The 16270-nt window shown below is 61.7% G+C and carries 15 protein-coding genes; 7 read left to right on the plus strand and 8 right to left on the minus strand.

Translation table 11 applies throughout. The features are described from left to right. Window positions 1–114: 114 nt before the first annotated feature. Genes AB4N82_RS28770 through AB4N82_RS28780 form a run of 3 tightly spaced genes read left to right on the plus strand, consistent with a single transcriptional unit; the run spans window position 115 to window position 2841 of the window. A complete protein-coding gene (locus tag AB4N82_RS28770; protein ID WP_122763610.1) occupies window positions 115–1119 on the plus strand; it encodes a Gfo/Idh/MocA family oxidoreductase in 1005 nt (334 codons plus the stop codon). Further along, window positions 1116–1895, plus strand: a complete 780-nt coding sequence (locus tag AB4N82_RS28775) for a TIM barrel protein (protein WP_122763611.1) — start codon at window positions 1116–1118, stop codon at window positions 1893–1895. The genes AB4N82_RS28770 and AB4N82_RS28775 overlap by 4 nt, the downstream gene beginning before the upstream one ends. A 19-nt stretch (window positions 1896–1914) precedes the next feature. Next, the gene (locus tag AB4N82_RS28780; protein ID WP_032888387.1) at window positions 1915–2841 is read left to right on the plus strand and encodes a sugar ABC transporter substrate-binding protein; all 927 of its coding nucleotides are present in this window, start codon (window positions 1915–1917) and stop codon (window positions 2839–2841) included. Window positions 2842–2964: 123 nt separating this feature from the next. On the opposite strand, the gene yghU is transcribed toward AB4N82_RS28780, so the two are convergent. Next, window positions 2965–3798 carry a glutathione-dependent disulfide-bond oxidoreductase gene (gene yghU / locus AB4N82_RS28785; protein WP_122763612.1) on the minus strand — a complete coding sequence of 278 codons (834 nt, stop codon included), beginning with the start codon at window positions 3796–3798 and terminating at the stop codon, window positions 2965–2967. A gap of 44 nt (window positions 3799–3842) precedes the next feature. Next, entirely contained in the window at window positions 3843–5078 is a 1236-nt protein-coding gene (locus AB4N82_RS28790; RefSeq protein WP_095186022.1) for an MFS transporter, read from the minus strand. Window positions 5079–5178: 100 nt separating this feature from the next. Between AB4N82_RS28790 and AB4N82_RS28795 the strand changes: the two genes are divergently transcribed. From AB4N82_RS28795 to AB4N82_RS28805, 3 genes are read left to right on the plus strand one after another with little or no spacing between them, the layout of a single operon-like run. Beyond that, window positions 5179–6141 (plus strand): AraC family transcriptional regulator, encoded by a 963-nt coding sequence (locus tag AB4N82_RS28795; protein ID WP_032888402.1) that lies wholly within the window; start codon window positions 5179–5181, stop codon window positions 6139–6141. Beyond that, a complete protein-coding gene (gene mug, locus AB4N82_RS28800) occupies window positions 6138–6650 on the plus strand; it encodes a G/U mismatch-specific DNA glycosylase (RefSeq protein WP_095186023.1) in 513 nt (170 codons plus the stop codon). Before AB4N82_RS28795 ends, mug begins: the two co-directional genes overlap by 4 nt. 38 nt (window positions 6651–6688) lie before the next feature. Next, window positions 6689–7285, plus strand: a complete 597-nt coding sequence (locus AB4N82_RS28805; protein WP_122763613.1) for a glutathione S-transferase — start codon at window positions 6689–6691, stop codon at window positions 7283–7285. Between the two features lie 136 nt (window positions 7286–7421). On the opposite strand, the gene AB4N82_RS28810 is transcribed toward AB4N82_RS28805, so the two are convergent. Then, on the minus strand, window positions 7422–8189 hold the full coding sequence (locus AB4N82_RS28810) for an SDR family NAD(P)-dependent oxidoreductase (protein ID WP_122763614.1): 768 nt from the start codon (window positions 8187–8189) through the stop codon (window positions 7422–7424). Window positions 8190–8326: 137 nt separating this feature from the next. Between AB4N82_RS28810 and AB4N82_RS28815 the strand changes: the two genes are divergently transcribed. Next, window positions 8327–9475 carry an aldose epimerase family protein gene (locus AB4N82_RS28815; RefSeq protein ID WP_122763615.1) on the plus strand — a complete coding sequence of 383 codons (1149 nt, stop codon included), beginning with the start codon at window positions 8327–8329 and terminating at the stop codon, window positions 9473–9475. Window positions 9476–10305: 830 nt separating this feature from the next. Here AB4N82_RS28815 and araH read toward each other — a convergent pair. The 5 genes from araH to AB4N82_RS28840 are packed head-to-tail and all read right to left on the minus strand — an operon-like array spanning window position 10306 to window position 16268. After that, the gene (gene araH, locus AB4N82_RS28820) at window positions 10306–11274 is read right to left on the minus strand and encodes an L-arabinose ABC transporter permease AraH (RefSeq protein ID WP_122681215.1); all 969 of its coding nucleotides are present in this window, start codon (window positions 11272–11274) and stop codon (window positions 10306–10308) included. A 9-nt stretch (window positions 11275–11283) separates the two neighbouring features. Continuing rightward, the gene (gene araG, locus AB4N82_RS28825) at window positions 11284–12786 is read right to left on the minus strand and encodes an L-arabinose ABC transporter ATP-binding protein AraG (RefSeq protein ID WP_427584521.1); all 1503 of its coding nucleotides are present in this window, start codon (window positions 12784–12786) and stop codon (window positions 11284–11286) included. Continuing rightward, window positions 12783–13769, minus strand: coding sequence for a substrate-binding domain-containing protein (locus tag AB4N82_RS28830; RefSeq protein ID WP_095186531.1), 987 nt, complete (start codon window positions 13767–13769; stop codon window positions 12783–12785). The genes araG and AB4N82_RS28830 overlap by 4 nt, the downstream gene beginning before the upstream one ends. 38 nt (window positions 13770–13807) lie before the next feature. Further along, window positions 13808–14671 carry an SMP-30/gluconolactonase/LRE family protein gene (locus tag AB4N82_RS28835; RefSeq protein ID WP_122764080.1) on the minus strand — a complete coding sequence of 288 codons (864 nt, stop codon included), beginning with the start codon at window positions 14669–14671 and terminating at the stop codon, window positions 13808–13810. A gap of 16 nt (window positions 14672–14687) precedes the next feature. Further along, the gene (locus tag AB4N82_RS28840) at window positions 14688–16268 is read right to left on the minus strand and encodes an aldehyde dehydrogenase (NADP(+)) (protein WP_122764079.1); all 1581 of its coding nucleotides are present in this window, start codon (window positions 16266–16268) and stop codon (window positions 14688–14690) included. Window positions 16269–16270 lie beyond the last annotated feature (2 nt).

The raw sequence follows: 16270 nt of genomic DNA on the forward strand, positions 1-16270 counted from the left end.
ATAAGTCCGTTTAATCCCTTAACTATCAACACCTTATAAATTGGCACAGCCTTTGCTCCTACCCCTTTGCCCATCAGGACTGTCCTGAGGCCAACAACAAGAAGGGGTCACCACATGAGTACACAGAACATTCGCCTGGGCTTGATCGGCGCTGGTCGCATGGGCAGCTTTCACGGCCTGACTGCCGCGCGACATATCCCCGGTGCCAGCCTCGCCGCCATTGCCGACCCCACCCCAGGCCAAGCCGCACGCCTGGCAGCGGAGCTGGGTGTGGACAAGGTCTACACCGACCCGCAACAGCTGCTTGACGACCCGAACATCGACGGCGTGCTGATCGCCGCCCCTGCCCGCAGCCACGCCGACCTGGTAATCAGCGCCGCCCTTGCCGGCAAAGGGATCTTCTGCGAAAAACCCATGGCCATCACCCTGGATGAGGCCGACCGCGCCATCGCTGCCGCCGCCGATGCCCGCGTGCCCTTGCAGGTCGGCTTCAACCGCCGCTTCGCCAAGAGCTTTCGCACCGCGCACCTCGACGTGCTGGCCGGCCGTATCGGCACCCCACAACTGCTACGCTCGCTGACTCGTGACCCGGCGCTGAACAACCCAGCCAACTCGCCACAATGGGTAATCTTCCTCGAAACCCTGATCCACGACTTCGACACACTGCGCTACCTCAACCCCGGTGCCGAGGCGGTAGCAGTACAGGTGATGGCTGACGCCCTGATCGCACCGGAATTCAAAAGCAGAGGCTTTCTCGACACCGCAGTGGTCACGATCCGCTTCGATAACGGTGCGATTGCCACCGCCGAAGCCAACTTCCAGGCCGTGTATGGCTACGATGTGCGCGGCGAAGTCTTCGGCAGCGCCGGCATGCTGACCATGGGCGGTGTGCAGGAATCCGACCTGGTGCGCTACCTGGCCCAAGGCATTCAGGCCGACACCCAGCGCATGGACACCGACCTGCTGCGCGATGCTTACATTGCCGAACTCAACCACTTCGTCGACTGCCTGCGCACTGGCGCCAAACCCCTGGCCAGCGGCGAAGATGCGCGCGCGGCCCTGGCGATTGCTCGTGCGTGCATCACGTCGTACGAGCAAGGCAAGGCGGTGGCCGTATGATCCCGTTCAAGCTGGCGATCAGCGCTGAGATGGTGTTCCTCGACCTGCCCTTCGTCGAGCGCGTCAAACGCATTCATGCACTGGGCTTCAGCGCCGAAATCTGGGACTGGACCAACAAGGACATCAACGCCCTGGTGGCCACCGGTGCCGATTTCACCTCGATGACTGGCTACATCAGCGGTACCCTCACCGACCCCGATGGCATCCGCCAATTGCTCGACAGCGCCCGGGAATCCTTGGGCATCGCCGAACGCCTGAATTGTCCCAGTCTGAACCTGCACGGTACCGGCCTGGGCGAAGGCGGCCTGCCAGTGCAGCCCGCGAGCCAGACCACCGGCCGCATGTGGCTGAGCGCCTGCAAGACCCTGGAGAAAATTGCACGCCTGGGTGAAGACGCTGGCCGCGTGTTCCTGCTGGAAAACCTCAACACCGAAGTCGACCACCCTGGCGTTCCGTTCGCCCGGGCCGAGGACACGCTGGCGCTGATCGAAGCCGTGGGCAGCCCGCACGTCAAGATGAACCTGGACCTCTACCACGCACAAATCGGCGAAGGAAACCTGATCGAACTGATTCAGCGCGCAGGCAGCGCCATCGGTGAAATCCAGGTAGCCGACGTGCCCGGACGTAAAGAGCCTGGCACGGGAGAAATCTACTACCCGGCCATCGCCAGGGCCTTGCACGACATAGGCTACAGTGGCGTCGTCGGCCTGGAAGGCTGGGCCAGCGGCGACAGCGAGTTAGCCCTGGAACGCTTCCGTCAAGCGTTCACCCTATAACAATAAAAGGACCCCTCTCATGCATCGTTATTCATTGATCGTTGCCACGCTGTTGCTGTTGGTCAGCCCATGGTCCTTCGCCGATTACCGTATTGGCGTGAGCATTGCCAGGGTCGACGATAACTTCATGACCTACGTGCGCAACGGCTTGGACAGTGCCGCCAAACAGCACGGCGTACAGATCCAGTTCGAAGACGCCCAGGGCGACGTGGTGCGCCAGCTCAATCAGGTCGAAGGTTTTCTCAATCAGAAAGTCGACGCGGTCATCGTACTGCCGGTGGACACCTCCGCCACCGCCAACATGACGCGCGCGGCAGTGGCGGCCAAGACACCTCTGGTGTACGTCAACCGCCACCCGGATGAACGCACGCTGCCCAAGGGCGTGGTAACAGTGGCCTCCAACGACATTGAGGCCGGGCAATTGCAGATGCGCTACCTGGCGGAAAAACTCGGCGGCAAGGGCACCGTGGCGATCATCATGGGCGACCTTGCGCAGAACGCCACCCACGACCGTACTGAAGGCGCCAAGCAGGTGCTCAAGGAGTTTCCGGGCATGAAGGTGGTGGAGCAGCAAAGCGCCGAATGGCAACGCAGCAAAAGCATGGACCTAACCAGCAACTGGCTGCTGGCGGGCACGCAGTTCGATGCCATCGTGGCCAACAACGATGAAATGGCGATTGGCGCGGCCATGGCGTTGCAGCAATCGGGCAAGGCCAAGGGCGAAGTGGCGATTGTCGGTATCGACGGTTTGCCGGACGGGCTGGCGGCGGTCAAGCGGGGGATGCTGGCGGCGTCGGTGTTCCAGGACCCCAAGGCCCAGGCGAGCAAGGCCGTGGAGTCGGCAATCAAGATGATCAAGGGTGAGCCGATTGAGTCGGAGGTGTGGGTGCCGTTCGAACTCATCAAACCTGAACAGGTGGCGGTGTTCGAACAGCGCTACAAATAAAATCGAAGATAAGGACATCCAAGTGTGGGAGGGGCTTGCCCCCGATAGCATTAGGTCAGTTGATACATCCGTGACTGATCCACCGCTATCGGGGGCAAGCCCCCTCCCACACTTGGATCTCAATCAGTCCAGGTCGCTCGCGTCATGCCGCTCGGCCAACTGTTCCTGGGGTTCGCCAGACACCCGATTCACCCGCCGGCCACGCTGCACCGCCGGCCGTGCATCAATCGCATCGGCCCAGCGCTGCACATGCTTGTACTCATGCACCGACAAAAATTCCGCAGCTCCATACAAGCGGCCTTTGACCAACCCGCCGTACCACGGCCAGATCGCAATGTCGGCAATGGTGTATTCATCACCGGCAATGTACTCACTCACCGCCAGGCGCTTATCCAGCACGTCCAGCTGACGCTTGGCCTCCATGGCGAAGCGGTTGATCGGGTATTCCATCTTGCTCGGCGCGTACGCGTAGAAATGCCCGAAGCCACCGCCCAGGTAGGGCGCGCTGCCCATCTGCCAGAACAACCATGACAAACACTCCGCACGGGCCACAGGCTCGGTGGGGAAGAACGCGCCGAACTTCTCGGCCAGGTAGTGCAGGATCGCGCCGGACTCGAACACACGAATCGGCGTGGGGCCGCTGTGGTCCATCAAGGCGGGGATCTTGGAGTTCGGGTTCACGCCGACAAAGCCGCTGCCAAACTGATCGCCGTCGCCGATCTTGATCAGCCAGGCGTCGTATTCCGCACCGCTGTGCCCCAGGGCCAGCAACTCTTCGAGCAGGATAGTGACCTTCTGCCCGTTGGGCGTGGCCAGGGAGTACAACTGCAACGGGTGCTTGCCGATGGGCAGTTCTTTGTCGTGGGTCGCACCGGCGATGGGCCGGTTGATGCTGGCGAAGGTGCCGCCGCTTTCGGTGTCCCAGGTCCAGACTTTCGGGGGTACATATTCGGTCATGCTTACGGCTCCAGAAGCGTTTGCGATCAGCGAAGCGCTTGAGACTAAACCAAAGACGGGTGGTGCGTCACACTCCCCGCCGCAGCGTGCCGGGGCACTTGCACTCGCAGCGCGATCAACAAGGCCGCCAGCAGCATCAAGCAGCCCGCGCCCAGAAACACCCCGTCGATGCCGGTGGCACTGAACATCGCGCCCCCGCCCGCCGCACCCGCCGCGATGGCCGATTGCACCGAAGCGACCACCATGCCACCGGCACTTTCGGCCTGATCCGGCACCGCACGCGCCACCCAGTTCGACCACGCCACCGGCACCCCGCCAAAGGCCATGCCCCACAGCGCCAGGAGCAATGCCTGACCCGGCAGTGACGCGGGCAGCAACACCAGGGCCAACGCAGCGACGCCCACCAGGACCGGCATCAACACCAGGGTTCCCCGCGGGTTGCGCACCAGCAACCACCCGGCCAGCAGCGTACCGACAAAATTCGCCGCGCCAAACCCCAGCAGCATCAACGCCAGCCCTTGGGTGCCGACCCCGGTGGCGCTTTCCAGAAACGGGCGAATGTAGGTAAACAGCGCGAAGTGCCCGGTGTGCACCAGCACGCAGCCGAACATGCCGATGGCAATGCCGGGGCGCAGTAGCACATCAAGCACGGTGCGCAGGCGCGCGGTGCCGCTGGGTGCCAGGCGCGGCAGCGTGAACAGCTGGAAGGCCAGGGTCACTACGCCGACGGCGGCCGCAGCCACAAATGCACTGCGCCAGCCATACAGGTCCCCCAGGTAGCTGCCCAATGGCACCGCGACCACGGTACCCACCGCAATGCCGCTGAAGATGATCGACAAGGCACGTGGCAGCAACGCCGCCGGTACCAGGCGCATCGCAACGGCCGCCGCCATGCTCCAGAAACCGCCGAGGGCAATGCCCAGCAGGATGCGCATCAACAACAGCACCAGGAGGCTGGACGAGAACGCCACCAGCAGGTTGGACGCAATCATCAGCGTGGAGAACCCCAGCAGCACCAGGCGCCGGTCAATGCCGCGCGTCAAGCCAGGTACCAGCAAACCGGCGAACAACGCCACCACCGCCGTGACCGTGACCGCTTGCCCGGCCAACGCTTCCGACACGCCCAAGTCCAAGGCCATCGGCGTCAGCAGGCTGGCCGGCAGGTACTCCGCCGTGAGCAGGCCGAACACGCCCATCGCCAGGGAAAACACCGCCATCCAGGCCGGCGTGGTCGGTTCTGCCCTGCCATCGACAGGGGCATGGGACACACAATCATTCATCACAAGACATCCTCAGGCATTTACGTGATGGCCAGTCTAGGTTTGCCCATCAGGATGATCTATGATTCAAACCCTTGAGTTCTTGACCGAAACCCCGAATATGCCAGTCGACAACGCATTCAACCTGTCCTCCGAGCTGATCAATGAGCTGCTGCGCAGCATGCGCCTGCGCGGCGTGCAGTACCGGCGCATCCAGGCCGGGCCGGTGTTCGGCATCAGCTTTGCGGCCAAGCCAGGCCATGCGTATTTCCATTTTCTGGCCGCCGGCTGCGCGACCCTGCGCCTGCACGACGGCAGCCTCTTTGAGTTGTCGGCTGGCAATGCGGTGTTTATCGCCCACGGTGGCGCCCATGCGCTGCTGTCCAAACCGGATGACCCCGTGCAAGACATCGCCAGCTTCGACGCTGCACCGCTGGGCGATACCGTGTGCGCGGTGAATGCCTCGCCCTTTGCTCCCTCCAGCACCCTGCTGTTCAGCGCCTGCATGGAGTTCGAGCTCGACAGCATCCAGGGCCTCGGCAACCTGATGCCGGCCTTGATGCTGATCGACGCCGGCGGCCAGCGTTACCCCGGCTTGATGCCGATCCTGGCAGTGATGGAACGCGAAGTCTCCAGCGCCCGCGTCGGTTATGCCGGCATCCTTGCGCGCCTGGCCGATGTGGTGGCGGCGATGATCGTGCGGGGCTGGGTCGAGTGCGCCTGCGCCAATGCGTCGGGCCTCGCGGCCGCGTTGCGCGACACCCGCCTGGCCGGCGCCCTGCTCGCCCTGCACCAGCAACCGGGGCGCGACTGGAGCGTGGCCGAACTGGCGGCGCACTGTCATACCTCACGCTCGGTGTTCGCGGATCGTTTCCAGGCGACCCTGGGGGTACCGCCGCTGCGTTACGTGACCGAGCTGCGCATGCGCCTCGCCAGCCAGTGGCTGACCCTGGAGCGGCTGCCCATCGAAGAAGTGGCGTACCGCCTCGGCTATACCTCCCAGGCGGCCTTCAGTCGCGCCTACAAACGCATCACCGGGCAACCGCCGGGCGCCAGCCGCCAAGGCTTCAGGAGCCCGGCATGAACGCCGGGCTGGAAGACATCCTCGCCGACCACCTGAACGTGGTGTTCTGCGGCATCAACCCCGGCAAGGGTTCCGCCGCCCTCGGCCTGCACTTCGCCAACCGCAGCAACCGCTTCTGGCGCACCTTGCATCTGGCCGGGTTCACCCCCCACGAAATCCGCCCGGAACACGGCCGCACGCTGTTGCACTACCACTGCGGCCTGACCACGTTGGTGGAACGCCCCACGGCCAGCGCGGACGAATTGGCACGGCATGAGTTCACCCAGGCCGCGACGGGCTTCGAACAGAAGATCCGCCACTGCGCGCCGCGCTTCGTAGCGTTCCTGGGCAAGCCCGGCTACAGCGCATTGAGCGGCCAGCGCGAGATCGCCTGGGGCTTGCAGCCAACGGTGTTGGGCGGTGCGTCAGTGTGGGTGCTGCCCAACCCCAGCGGACGCAACCTGGCGTTCAGCCTGGAGCAGTTGGTGCAGGCGTATCAACAATTGCGCCGGGCGACCGAGTGCCCTTAATCTCTTGAGCTCATCACCCTGTTAGCAATGGAGGCTTCATGAAACTGGTCGGCATGCTGGACTCGCCTTACGTACGCCGCGTGGCAATTTCCCTGGATCTGTACGGGGTGAGTTTTGTGCATGAACCCTTGTCCGTGTTCAGCACCTTCAACGAATTTGCGCAGATCAATCCGGTGGTCAAGGCCCCTACCCTGGTGCTGGACGATGGCACGGTATTGATGGATTCCAGCCTGATCCTGGATTACCTCGAAGCCTTGGCCCCGTCGGACAAAAAGCTGCTGCCCCTGCAACCTGCGGCACTTGCCAAAGACTTGCACGTTCTGGGACTGGCGCTGGCGGCCTGTGAGAAGAGCGTGCAGATCGTCTATGAGCACAACCTGCGCCCGGCCGAGAAACTGCATGCGCCGTGGCTTGAGCGCGTGACCGGCCAATTGCTCGCGGCTTATGCGTTGCTGGACAAGCAGCTGGGCGACAGCGAAGCACTGACCCAGGCGTCGATTACGGCGGCGGTGGCGTGGTCGTTCAGCCAGTTCACCGTGGCGTCGGTGGTCAAGGCGGATGCATTTCCCAACCTGGCCCGGCATACCGAACTGCTGGAGCAGCATCCGGCGTTCAAGCGTTACCCCATCGCCTAAGCACCGCAGTTCAAATGTGGGAGGGGCTTGCCCCCGATAAGGGTGGGTCAGTCATAGAAGTACTGCCTGAACCACCGCTATCGGGGGCAAGCCCCCTCCCACATTGGTCTGTGTTGTCTGAGAGAGGGTGTTCGGCTCAGACCCAACCGCCATCCACAATAAAGTTCTGCGCCGAACACATCGCCGAGGCATCCGAGGCGAGAAACAACGCCATATTGGCGATGTGTTCCGGCAGGACGCTGCCGGGCAGGCACTGGCTGCGGGCGATCAGTTCCTTGGCCGCATCGTCCACCCACATCGCCAGTTGCTTCTCGGTCATGACCCACCCCGGCACCAACGTGTTGACGCGGATATGGTGAGGCCCCAACTCCCGCGCCAACCCCCGGGTCATGCCGTGGGCAGCGGCCTTGCTGGCGGCGTACACCGGGTAGCCGGCGGAAGCCATCATCCAGCCGACCGAGCCGAGGTTGATGATCGCGCCGCCGCCGGCAGCTTTCATCATCGGCACCACGGCCTTGGCCGCAAAGAAGGCGTGCTTGAGGTTGACTGAGATCAGCTTGTCGAAGGTGTCCGAGTCGACCTCTTCCAGGGTGTGACGCACGTCGTTGGCGGCGTTGTTCACCAACACGGTGATCGGCCCCAACGAATGCTCGAAACGCTCGATGGCGGCCTTGTAGGCGATTTCATCGGTGATGTCGCAGCACACGAATTCCACCGTATGCCCCTTCGAGCTCAACAACGCGGTCAGCCGATCGCCCTGGCTTTGCGCGCGATCCACAAAGCCGACCTTGGCGCCTTGCGCGGCAAAGGCCCGCACCATGAACTCACCGATGCCCGAAGCACCACCAGACACCAGCACGGTTTTGCCTTCAAGGTCCGGATAAACAGCCTGCGCAGTACTCATATAACGGTTGCCTCGATCAATTAGTCTTATTTTATTTTACGAAATTGGCGTTAAAGGCTATAAATTCGCTGTAACACCAACAAAATATCGCTATTAGTAGAACTATTCCACTCAAAACAACAAAAGGAAGTTCGACCATGAAGCACCCTCGATACCTGCTGTCTGGCCTGGCGCTGTCCATGATGATCGCCAGCGGCGGCGCCCAGGCGGCCGGCCTGAGCAGCGAGCAAAAACCTTTCGGTAAAACCAACGACGGCACCGCCGTCGAACAATACATTTTGCGCAACAGCCACGGCATGCAAGCCACGGTGATTACCTACGGCGGCGTCTTGCAGTCGCTGAAAGTGCCGGACAAACACGGCAAGGTCGACGATGTGGTGCTGGGCTTTGACGACGTGCAAGGCTATCAGAGCGGTACGGCATTCTTTGGCGCGACCATCGGCCGCTTTGGCAACCGCCTCGCCGGTGGCGCCTTTGAACTCGACGGCAAGCGCTTCCAGGTGCCGCTCAACGATGGCCCCAACTCGCTGCATGGCGGTGCCCAGGGCTTCGACAAGCAGGTGTGGAAGGCCGAGACGGTCAAGGACAAGGACTCAGTCGGCGTGAAGCTGAGCTACCTGTCCAAGGACGGCGAGATGGGTTTCCCCGGTAATCTGAAAACCGAGGTCACATACCGCCTCAACGACAAGAACGAACTGCACATCGACTACACCGCCACCACCGATAAACCTACGGTGCTCAACCTCACCAATCACAGCTACTTCAACCTCGCCGGTGCAGGCAATGGCGACATTCTCAAGCAAGTCGCGACCTTGCACGCCAGTCATTACACGCCAGTGAATGCCACCCTGATTCCGACCGGCGAACTGGCGCCCGTCAAGGGTACGCCGATGGACTTCCTGAAACCGACGCCGATCGGCCAGCACATCAAGGAGGATCATCCGCAGCTCAAATTTGCCGAGCCAAAGCAAGGTGGGTTTGACTTCAACTGGGCGCTGGACACCAAGGGGGACGTGAAGCAACTCGCCGCCGAGGTGCATGACCCAGAGTCAGGCCGGCGTTTGCAGCTCTACACCAGCGAACCGGGCGTGCAGTTCTATACCAGCAACTTCCTTGATGGTTCGGTGAAGGGTAAAGGCGGCAAGACTTACCTGCACTGGAGTGGTTTCACCTTGGAGACCCAGCACTATCCGGATGCACCTAACCAACCAAACTTCGCCTCAACTCGCCTGAACCCAGGACAGACCTACACCCAGAACACCGTATTCAAATTCTCCGCCGATTAAAACTGTGGGAGGGGCTTGCTCCCGATTGCAGTGTGTCAGCTACATATTCATTACCTGACCCACTGCTATCGGGAGCAAGCCCCCTCCCACATTTTGGGCTTCACATGGCGAGGGTTCAGCGTTGTTTCATGCGGTCGATGACCACCGCCAGTAGCAGGATCAAACCGCAGATCACGTATTGATGAACCCAGGACAAACTTACAACCACAACACCGTGTTCAAATTCTCCGCCGATTAAAACTGTGGGAGGTGGCTTGCTCCCGATGGCGGTGTGTCAGCTACATATTCATTACCTGACCCACTGCTATCGGGAGCAAGCCCCCTCCCACATTTTGGGCTTCACATGGCGAGGGTTCAGCGTTGTTTCATACGGTCGATGACCACCGCCAACAACAGGATCGAACCGCGGATTACGTATTGATGAACCCAGGACAAACTTACAACCAGAACACCGTATTCAAATTCTCCGCCGATTAAAACTGTGGGAGGGGGCTTGCTCCCGATGGCGGTGTGTCAGCTACATATTCATTACCTGACCCACTGCTATCGGGAGCAAGCCCCCTCCCACATTTTGAGCTTCACGTGGCGAGGGTTCAGCGTTGTTTCATGCGATCGATGACCACCGCCAACAACAGGATCGAACCGCAGATCACGTATTGATGAACCCAGGACAAACTTACAGCCAGAACACCGTGTTCAAATTCTCCGCCGATTAAAACTGTGGGAGGGGGCTTGCTCCCGATGGCAGTGTGTCAGAGACAAATGTGCAGACTGACACTCCGCTATCGGGAGCAAGCCCCCTCCCACATTTGGCCTTCATAGGGTTTGGATCAGCGCTGTTTCATGCGGTCGATGACCACCGCCAGTAGCAGGATCGAACCGCGGATTACGTATTGATAAAACGTGTCGATGTTCTTCAGGTTCATCGCGTTCTCGATGATCGCCAAAATCAACACTCCCGCGATCACATGGCGGATCATGCCAATCCCACCACTCAACGACACCCCGCCCAGTACACAGGCCGAGATCACCGTCAGCTCAAAACCCTGCCCGATCATCGGCTGGCCCGAGGTCATGCGCGAGGCGAGGATCACCCCAGCCAGCGCGCCGATCAGACCGTGCACGGCGAAGATCAGGATCTTGGTGCGGTCAACGTTCACCCCTGCCAGCAACGCCGCTTCCGGGTTGCCGCCGATGGCCATGGTGTTGCGTCCGTAGGTGGTGTAGTTCAGCAGCCAGCCGAAAAACACAAAGCACACGATGGTGATCAAAATCGGCACCGGCACGCCGAACAACTGGCCGTTGCCGAACACAAAGAACTGCTCCTGGGACACGCCAACCGCCTTGCCGTCGGCAAAGATGTAGGCCAGGCCGCGCACGATCTGCATCGTGGCCAAGGTGGTGATCAACGCATTGACCCGCAGCTTGGCGATGACGATGCCGTTGATCAGCCCGACGATCAGGCCCATCAGCAGCGCGGCGCCGATGCCGAGCATGACGCTCTCGGTGTCGCGCATCACAATCGCCGCCACCACGCCGGCGCAGGCGATCACCGAGCCCACCGACAAGTCGAAGTGCCCCGACGCCAGGCAGAACAGCATGGTGCACGCGGCGATGCCCACGGTGGAAATCGCCAGGCCCAGGCCGCGCATGTTCAGCGGTGAGAGGAAGTTGTCGATCAGCAAGGCGCACAGCACAAAGATGCTCACCGCCGCCAACAGCATCGCCCAGTTGTCGAGCAGTGCGCGCAGGTCGAAGGGTTTGCGTGCGGTGGGCAACGCGTTGTTTTGAGTGTTCATGGTCGTCTCTCAGTTCGTCACGCGGCGCGGCAGGGCCAGCTGCAGCAGGTTGGATTCGGTGGCGTTTTCACGGGTTTGTTCACCGCGCAGGGCGCCTTCGCATAGCACCAGGATGCGGTCGGAAATACCCATGACTTCCATCAAGTCGCTGGACACTACGATCACCGCAATGCCGCTGGCCGCCAGGTTATGGATGATCTGGTAGATCTCCGACTTGGCGCCGATGTCGATGCCCCGCGTCGGTTCATCCAACAGCAAGACCTTCATCGGCATCGACAGCCAGCGCCCCAAAATGGCCTTCTGCTGATTGCCGCCGGACAGGTACATGATTTTCTGTTGCGCATCCGGGGTTTTGACTTTCATCGCCTTGATTTGCTGGTCGGCGTTGCCTTTTTCCCAGGGCTCGCGCAGCAACCAGCCGAACGAAGAATGGGCACCACGGGCGCTGATATTGATGTTCTCGGCGACGCTGGAAAGCGGAATGATCCCTTCCTTTTTGCGGTCTTCCGGACACAGCAACACACCGGCGGCGATGGCGTCGCGCGGGGAACGCAGTTGCAGCGCCGCTCCACAGAGTTCAAGGCTGCCAGCGCTGCTGCGTTCCAACCCGCTGAGCAAACGAAACAGCTCCGTGCGCCCTGCCCCGACCAGCCCGAACAAGCCAAGAATCTCGCCCTTGCGCACGTCGAAACTGATCGGCTCACGCAGGCCAGGCCCCAGCAACCCGTCGACCTTGAGTGCGACCTCGCCATGCTCTCGCGGGCGGTAGTCGTAAATATCCTGAATGTCGCGACCGACCATGCAGGTCACCAACTGGTCGTGGCTGAGCGCACTCATATCATCAAAAGTGCGCACGTAACGCCCGTCTTTGAACACCGTCACGGCATTGCAAATCCGGAACACCTCTTCCATGCGGTGCGACACGTACAGCACCACTTTGCCCTCATCCCGCAGGCGCGTGATGATCGCCATCAAACGGTCGATCTCCCGCGCCGACAGGCTGCTGGTCGGTTCGTCGAACGCGATCACATGGGCGCCACGGGACAGCGCCTTGGCGATTTCCACCAGTTGGCGCTGGCCCAGGGACAAGCGCCCGAGCTTTTCTTCAGGATCGATTTCATCGGCCAGACCCTTAAGGCACGCCAGGGCCTGCTTGCGCAGCAGGCTCCGGTTGACCACGCCGAAGCGCGACGGCAGGTGCCCAAGGAAAAGGTTCTCGGCCACGGTCATTTCCGGCACCAGGTGCAGCTCCTGGTGGATCACCGCGACGCCGCTGGCGATGCTGTCCGCAGCGCATTTGAACGCCATGGTCTGCTCGCCGATCTGCACCGTGCCGCTGCTGGGAATGTAGGCGCCGCCGAGGATTTTCAGCAGCGTCGACTTGCCCGCGCCGTTCTCGCCCATCAAGGCATGCACCTGCCCCGGCTGGGCGCTGAAGCTGATGCCGTCCAGCGCCTTGACCCCGGGAAAGGTTTTGCCGATACCCTCAAACCGCAGGGCCGCCGCACTCATTTCCACAGCCCGATCTTGGTCAGTTCTTCCTGGAAGTTGGCGCGGGTGATCAGGGTGACTTCATCCATCGCGGTGTACTTCGGTGGCTCGGTACCTTTGGTGACCCACTCGTACATCATCAGCGCCGTGTTGTAGCCCTCGATATGCGGGCTTGGCAGCATGGAGCCGAAGAAGCCGCTGTCGGCCTTTTTCAGTTCGCCGATGGCGTCGGTGCCATTGATGCCGATGCCAATCACGTTGGCCGCTTTGAAGCCTGCGCTTTCGGTAGCGCGCACGCCGCCGAGCACGGTGTTGTCGTTCATGCCGCCGATGATCAGGTTTTTCGCACCGCTGGGCAGTTTGACCAGCGCCGAGTTGGTGGCGTCCATGCTGCCGGGGACATCGAGGGTTTTCAGTGCGGCGGTGAGGATGTGGTCTTTCGGAATGCCGGCTTCTTCAAGGGATTTGATCGAGCCGTCGGTGCGTTTTTTACCGGTGTCGAGTTCGTTGAAGGTGTTAATCACCGCGTAGGTGTCCTTCCAGTCCCAGCCACGTTTTTTCGCTTCGGCGGCCATGGCGGCGCCTTGTTTCTGGCCGACTTCAAAAGCGGCCATGCCCAGGTACGGCACGTCCTCCATGAAGTTGCCTTTGGCATCGACGAAGCGGTCATCCACGGCCATGACTTTCAAGCCATTGAGCTTGGCCTTGGCCACGATGGCTGGGCCGAGGGACACGTCCGGCGGGCAGATCACAAAACCCTTGGCACCGTTGGCAGCCAGGCTGTCGATGGCGGAAAGGGTTTTCTCACCATCGGGCACGGCAATTTTGATCACGGTGAAACCGTGTTCCTTGCCGGCTTTTTCGGCGAAGGCCCATTCAGTCTGGAACCAGGGTTCTTCGGCTTGTTTAACCAGGAAGCCGATCTTCACTTCTTCGGCGGATGCGAGGCTGCTGAGGCTGCTTAAAGCAACGGCGGCGGCAAGGACGCGTAGGGCTTTTTTCATGAACGACACCTCTTGTTGTTGTTTTTGAGTCTTGGGGTTTAACCGGCAAAGCGATGGCACGGTTTGCCAGGGACATCGACTTCGATAGCCAGCACCGCACCATCCAGAGGGTGATCCAACGGGCTGGCGGCACTGGTGATGTACAGCGTGGTGAGGTTGGGCCCACCGAATACACAACTGGTGGGACGGCTGACGGGCAGTTCGATGATGCGATCCACCTCGCCATCAGGCGTCAGGCGAAGCAGGCAACTGCCGTCCCAACGGGCATTCCAGATGTAGCCTTCGGCATCCATCGCCGAGCCATCCGGCCCGCCGCGTGCGTGTGGACCGAACCACACCTGTGCCGGTTCGAGCTGACCGTCGGGCTGGATGACATGCCGATAGAGCGTGCCATCCATGCTGTCGCCAAAATGCACCTGGCTGCCGTCCTCACTCCACAGCAACGTGTTGGGAATGCCCAGGCCGCTCAGCAGAGGCGCGACCTGCCCATCGGCATCAATGCGAAACAAGCCACCTGAACGCCGCGTAATCGGCAGGTCTTCGCCCTGCTCACCGATGTTGTTCTGCATGGTGCCCAGCCACAGCCGGCCTTGGGCATCGCAGCGCGCTTCATTGCCACGGTTGCCCGGTTGCGGGTCGGCCACGCACAGCAGGGTCAAGGCTTCGGTGACCAGGTCCAGGCGGTAGACACCGCTGCTCAAGGTCACCAACGCATCGCCGCTTTCACACGGGATAAAGGCCGAGACATGCTCGGGCAACTGCCAGATCTGCAATTGCCCACCCATCAGGCCCAAGGCCTGTTTGCCGGCGATATTGACCCAATACAGCGCCTGGGTGGGCGCGTCCCAGAATGGGCCTTCGCCCAATTGCGCACGGTGTGCAGTGACGGCCTTACACGACATGAAACCTCCGGATTCCTTACAGCGAATCGCGCGATGGCGTGCCATCGACCAAGCGCTGGATACGCAACGGGTTAGCGTTTTTCAACGCGTCGGGCAGCAGGCTATCAGGGTAGTTCTGGAAGCACACCGGGCGCAGGAAACGGTCGATGGCCAAGGTGCCGACCGACGTGCCACGGGCATCGGACGTGGCCGGGTACGGGCCGCCATGCACCATCGAGTCGCAGACTTCCACGCCGGTCGGGTAGCCGTTGAGCAGGATGCGCCCAACCTTCTGTTCCAGCAGCGGCGTGAGCTCGGCGAACTGTTGAAAATCCGCCGGCTCGCCAATGATCGTGGCCGTCAGTTGACCGTGCAGGCCGTGCAACGCCGCGCTGAGTTGGGCTTGATCAGCCACTTCGATAAACACCGTGGTGGGGCCGAAGACTTCTTCTTGCAGCACTTCATCACCATCGAGCAACAGGCGCACGTCGGCCTTGAACAGCTGCGGTTGCGCCTGATTACCGGCCTGGCTGCTGCCGGCCAAATGCTGAATGCCAGGGTGTGACAGGAGTTTTTCCAGGCCCTTGCCATAGCTGCTCAAGGTACCGGCGTTGAGCATGGTTTGCGCCGGTTGTTCGCCGATCAATTGCGCCACCTGTTGGGTGAACGCGGTGAATTCCGGCGATGCAATACCGATCACCAGGCCGGGGTTGGTGCAGAACTGGCCGCAGCCTTGTACGACCGACGCGGTGAGGTCACGGGCGACGGTCTCGGCCCGCGCCTGCAAGGCCTGGGGCAAGACAATCACCGGGTTGATGCTCGACATTTCGGCAAACACCGGGATCGGTTGCGGGCGCGCCGCGGCCATATCGCAGAGGGCACGACCGCCCTTGAGCGAGCCGGTAAAGCCCACCGCCTGGATCGCCGGGTGCTTGACCAGCGCCTCACCGACGCCACCGCCGAAGATCATGTTGAACACGCCAGCCGGCATCTCGGTGGCCTCGGCCGCGCGGATGATTGCATTGGCCACCTGTTCAGCCGTCGCCATGTGGCCGCTGTGGGCTTTGAACACCACCGGGCAACCGGCCGCCAGCGCGGCGGCGGTGTCGCCGCCTGCCGTGGAGAATGCCAGGGGGAAATTGCTCGCACCGAACACCGCCACCGGGCCGAGGCCGATGCGGTATTGACGCAGGTCCGGACGCGGCAGTGGTTGGCGATCCGGCAGGGCTTTGTCGATGCGGGCACCGTAGAAATCACCGCGACGCAACACCGTGGCAAACAGGCGCATCTGCCCGCTGGTACGCCCGCGCTCGCCCTTGATACGGGCGGCAGGCAATGCGGTTTCGCGGCAGACCAACTCAACGAAGTTATCGCTCAGCGCATCCAACTCATCGGCGATCGCATCCAGGAACTGCGCGCGACGTGCGGCGCTCAAGGCCCGGTACGCCGGATAAGCCTGCGCGGCGGCGTGGGCGGCGGCGTCGACTTCCTGCGGCGTGGCCTGGTAGAAATCCTGGGGCAAGGCTTCGCCGGTGGTGGCGTCGACGCTTTGCAGCTTCACACTGCCGTTGGCGCTGCGCTGGCCGCCGATAAAGTTGTGGCCGAGAAACTGGGTCATGT

This window comes from Pseudomonas sp. H1_D04, from assembly GCF_054683855.1.

What these genes read in the sequence shown, in the direction of transcription:
- AB4N82_RS28770 (WP_122763610.1), top strand. Translation starts at nt 115, where the DNA reads ATGAGTACACAGAACATTCGCCTGGGCTTGATCGGCGCTGGTCGCATG.
- AB4N82_RS28775 (WP_122763611.1), top strand. Translation starts at nt 1,116, where the DNA reads ATGATCCCGTTCAAGCTGGCGATCAGCGCTGAGATGGTGTTCCTCGAC.
- AB4N82_RS28780 (WP_032888387.1), top strand. Translation starts at nt 1,915, where the DNA reads ATGCATCGTTATTCATTGATCGTTGCCACGCTGTTGCTGTTGGTCAGC.
- yghU (WP_122763612.1), bottom strand. Translation starts at nt 3,798, where the DNA reads ATGACCGAATATGTACCCCCGAAAGTCTGGACCTGGGACACCGAAAGC.
- AB4N82_RS28790 (WP_095186022.1), bottom strand. Translation starts at nt 5,078, where the DNA reads ATGAATGATTGTGTGTCCCATGCCCCTGTCGATGGCAGGGCAGAACCG.
- AB4N82_RS28795 (WP_032888402.1), top strand. Translation starts at nt 5,179, where the DNA reads ATGCCAGTCGACAACGCATTCAACCTGTCCTCCGAGCTGATCAATGAG.
- mug (WP_095186023.1), top strand. Translation starts at nt 6,138, where the DNA reads ATGAACGCCGGGCTGGAAGACATCCTCGCCGACCACCTGAACGTGGTG.
- AB4N82_RS28805 (WP_122763613.1), top strand. Translation starts at nt 6,689, where the DNA reads ATGAAACTGGTCGGCATGCTGGACTCGCCTTACGTACGCCGCGTGGCA.
- AB4N82_RS28810 (WP_122763614.1), bottom strand. Translation starts at nt 8,189, where the DNA reads ATGAGTACTGCGCAGGCTGTTTATCCGGACCTTGAAGGCAAAACCGTG.
- AB4N82_RS28815 (WP_122763615.1), top strand. Translation starts at nt 8,327, where the DNA reads ATGAAGCACCCTCGATACCTGCTGTCTGGCCTGGCGCTGTCCATGATG.
- araH (WP_122681215.1), bottom strand. Translation starts at nt 11,274, where the DNA reads ATGAACACTCAAAACAACGCGTTGCCCACCGCACGCAAACCCTTCGAC.
- araG (WP_427584521.1), bottom strand. Translation starts at nt 12,786, where the DNA reads ATGAGTGCGGCGGCCCTGCGGTTTGAGGGTATCGGCAAAACCTTTCCC.
- AB4N82_RS28830 (WP_095186531.1), bottom strand. Translation starts at nt 13,769, where the DNA reads ATGAAAAAAGCCCTACGCGTCCTTGCCGCCGCCGTTGCTTTAAGCAGC.
- AB4N82_RS28835 (WP_122764080.1), bottom strand. Translation starts at nt 14,671, where the DNA reads ATGTCGTGTAAGGCCGTCACTGCACACCGTGCGCAATTGGGCGAAGGC.
- AB4N82_RS28840 (WP_122764079.1), bottom strand. Translation starts at nt 16,268, where the DNA reads ATGACCCAGTTTCTCGGCCACAACTTTATCGGCGGCCAGCGCAGCGCC.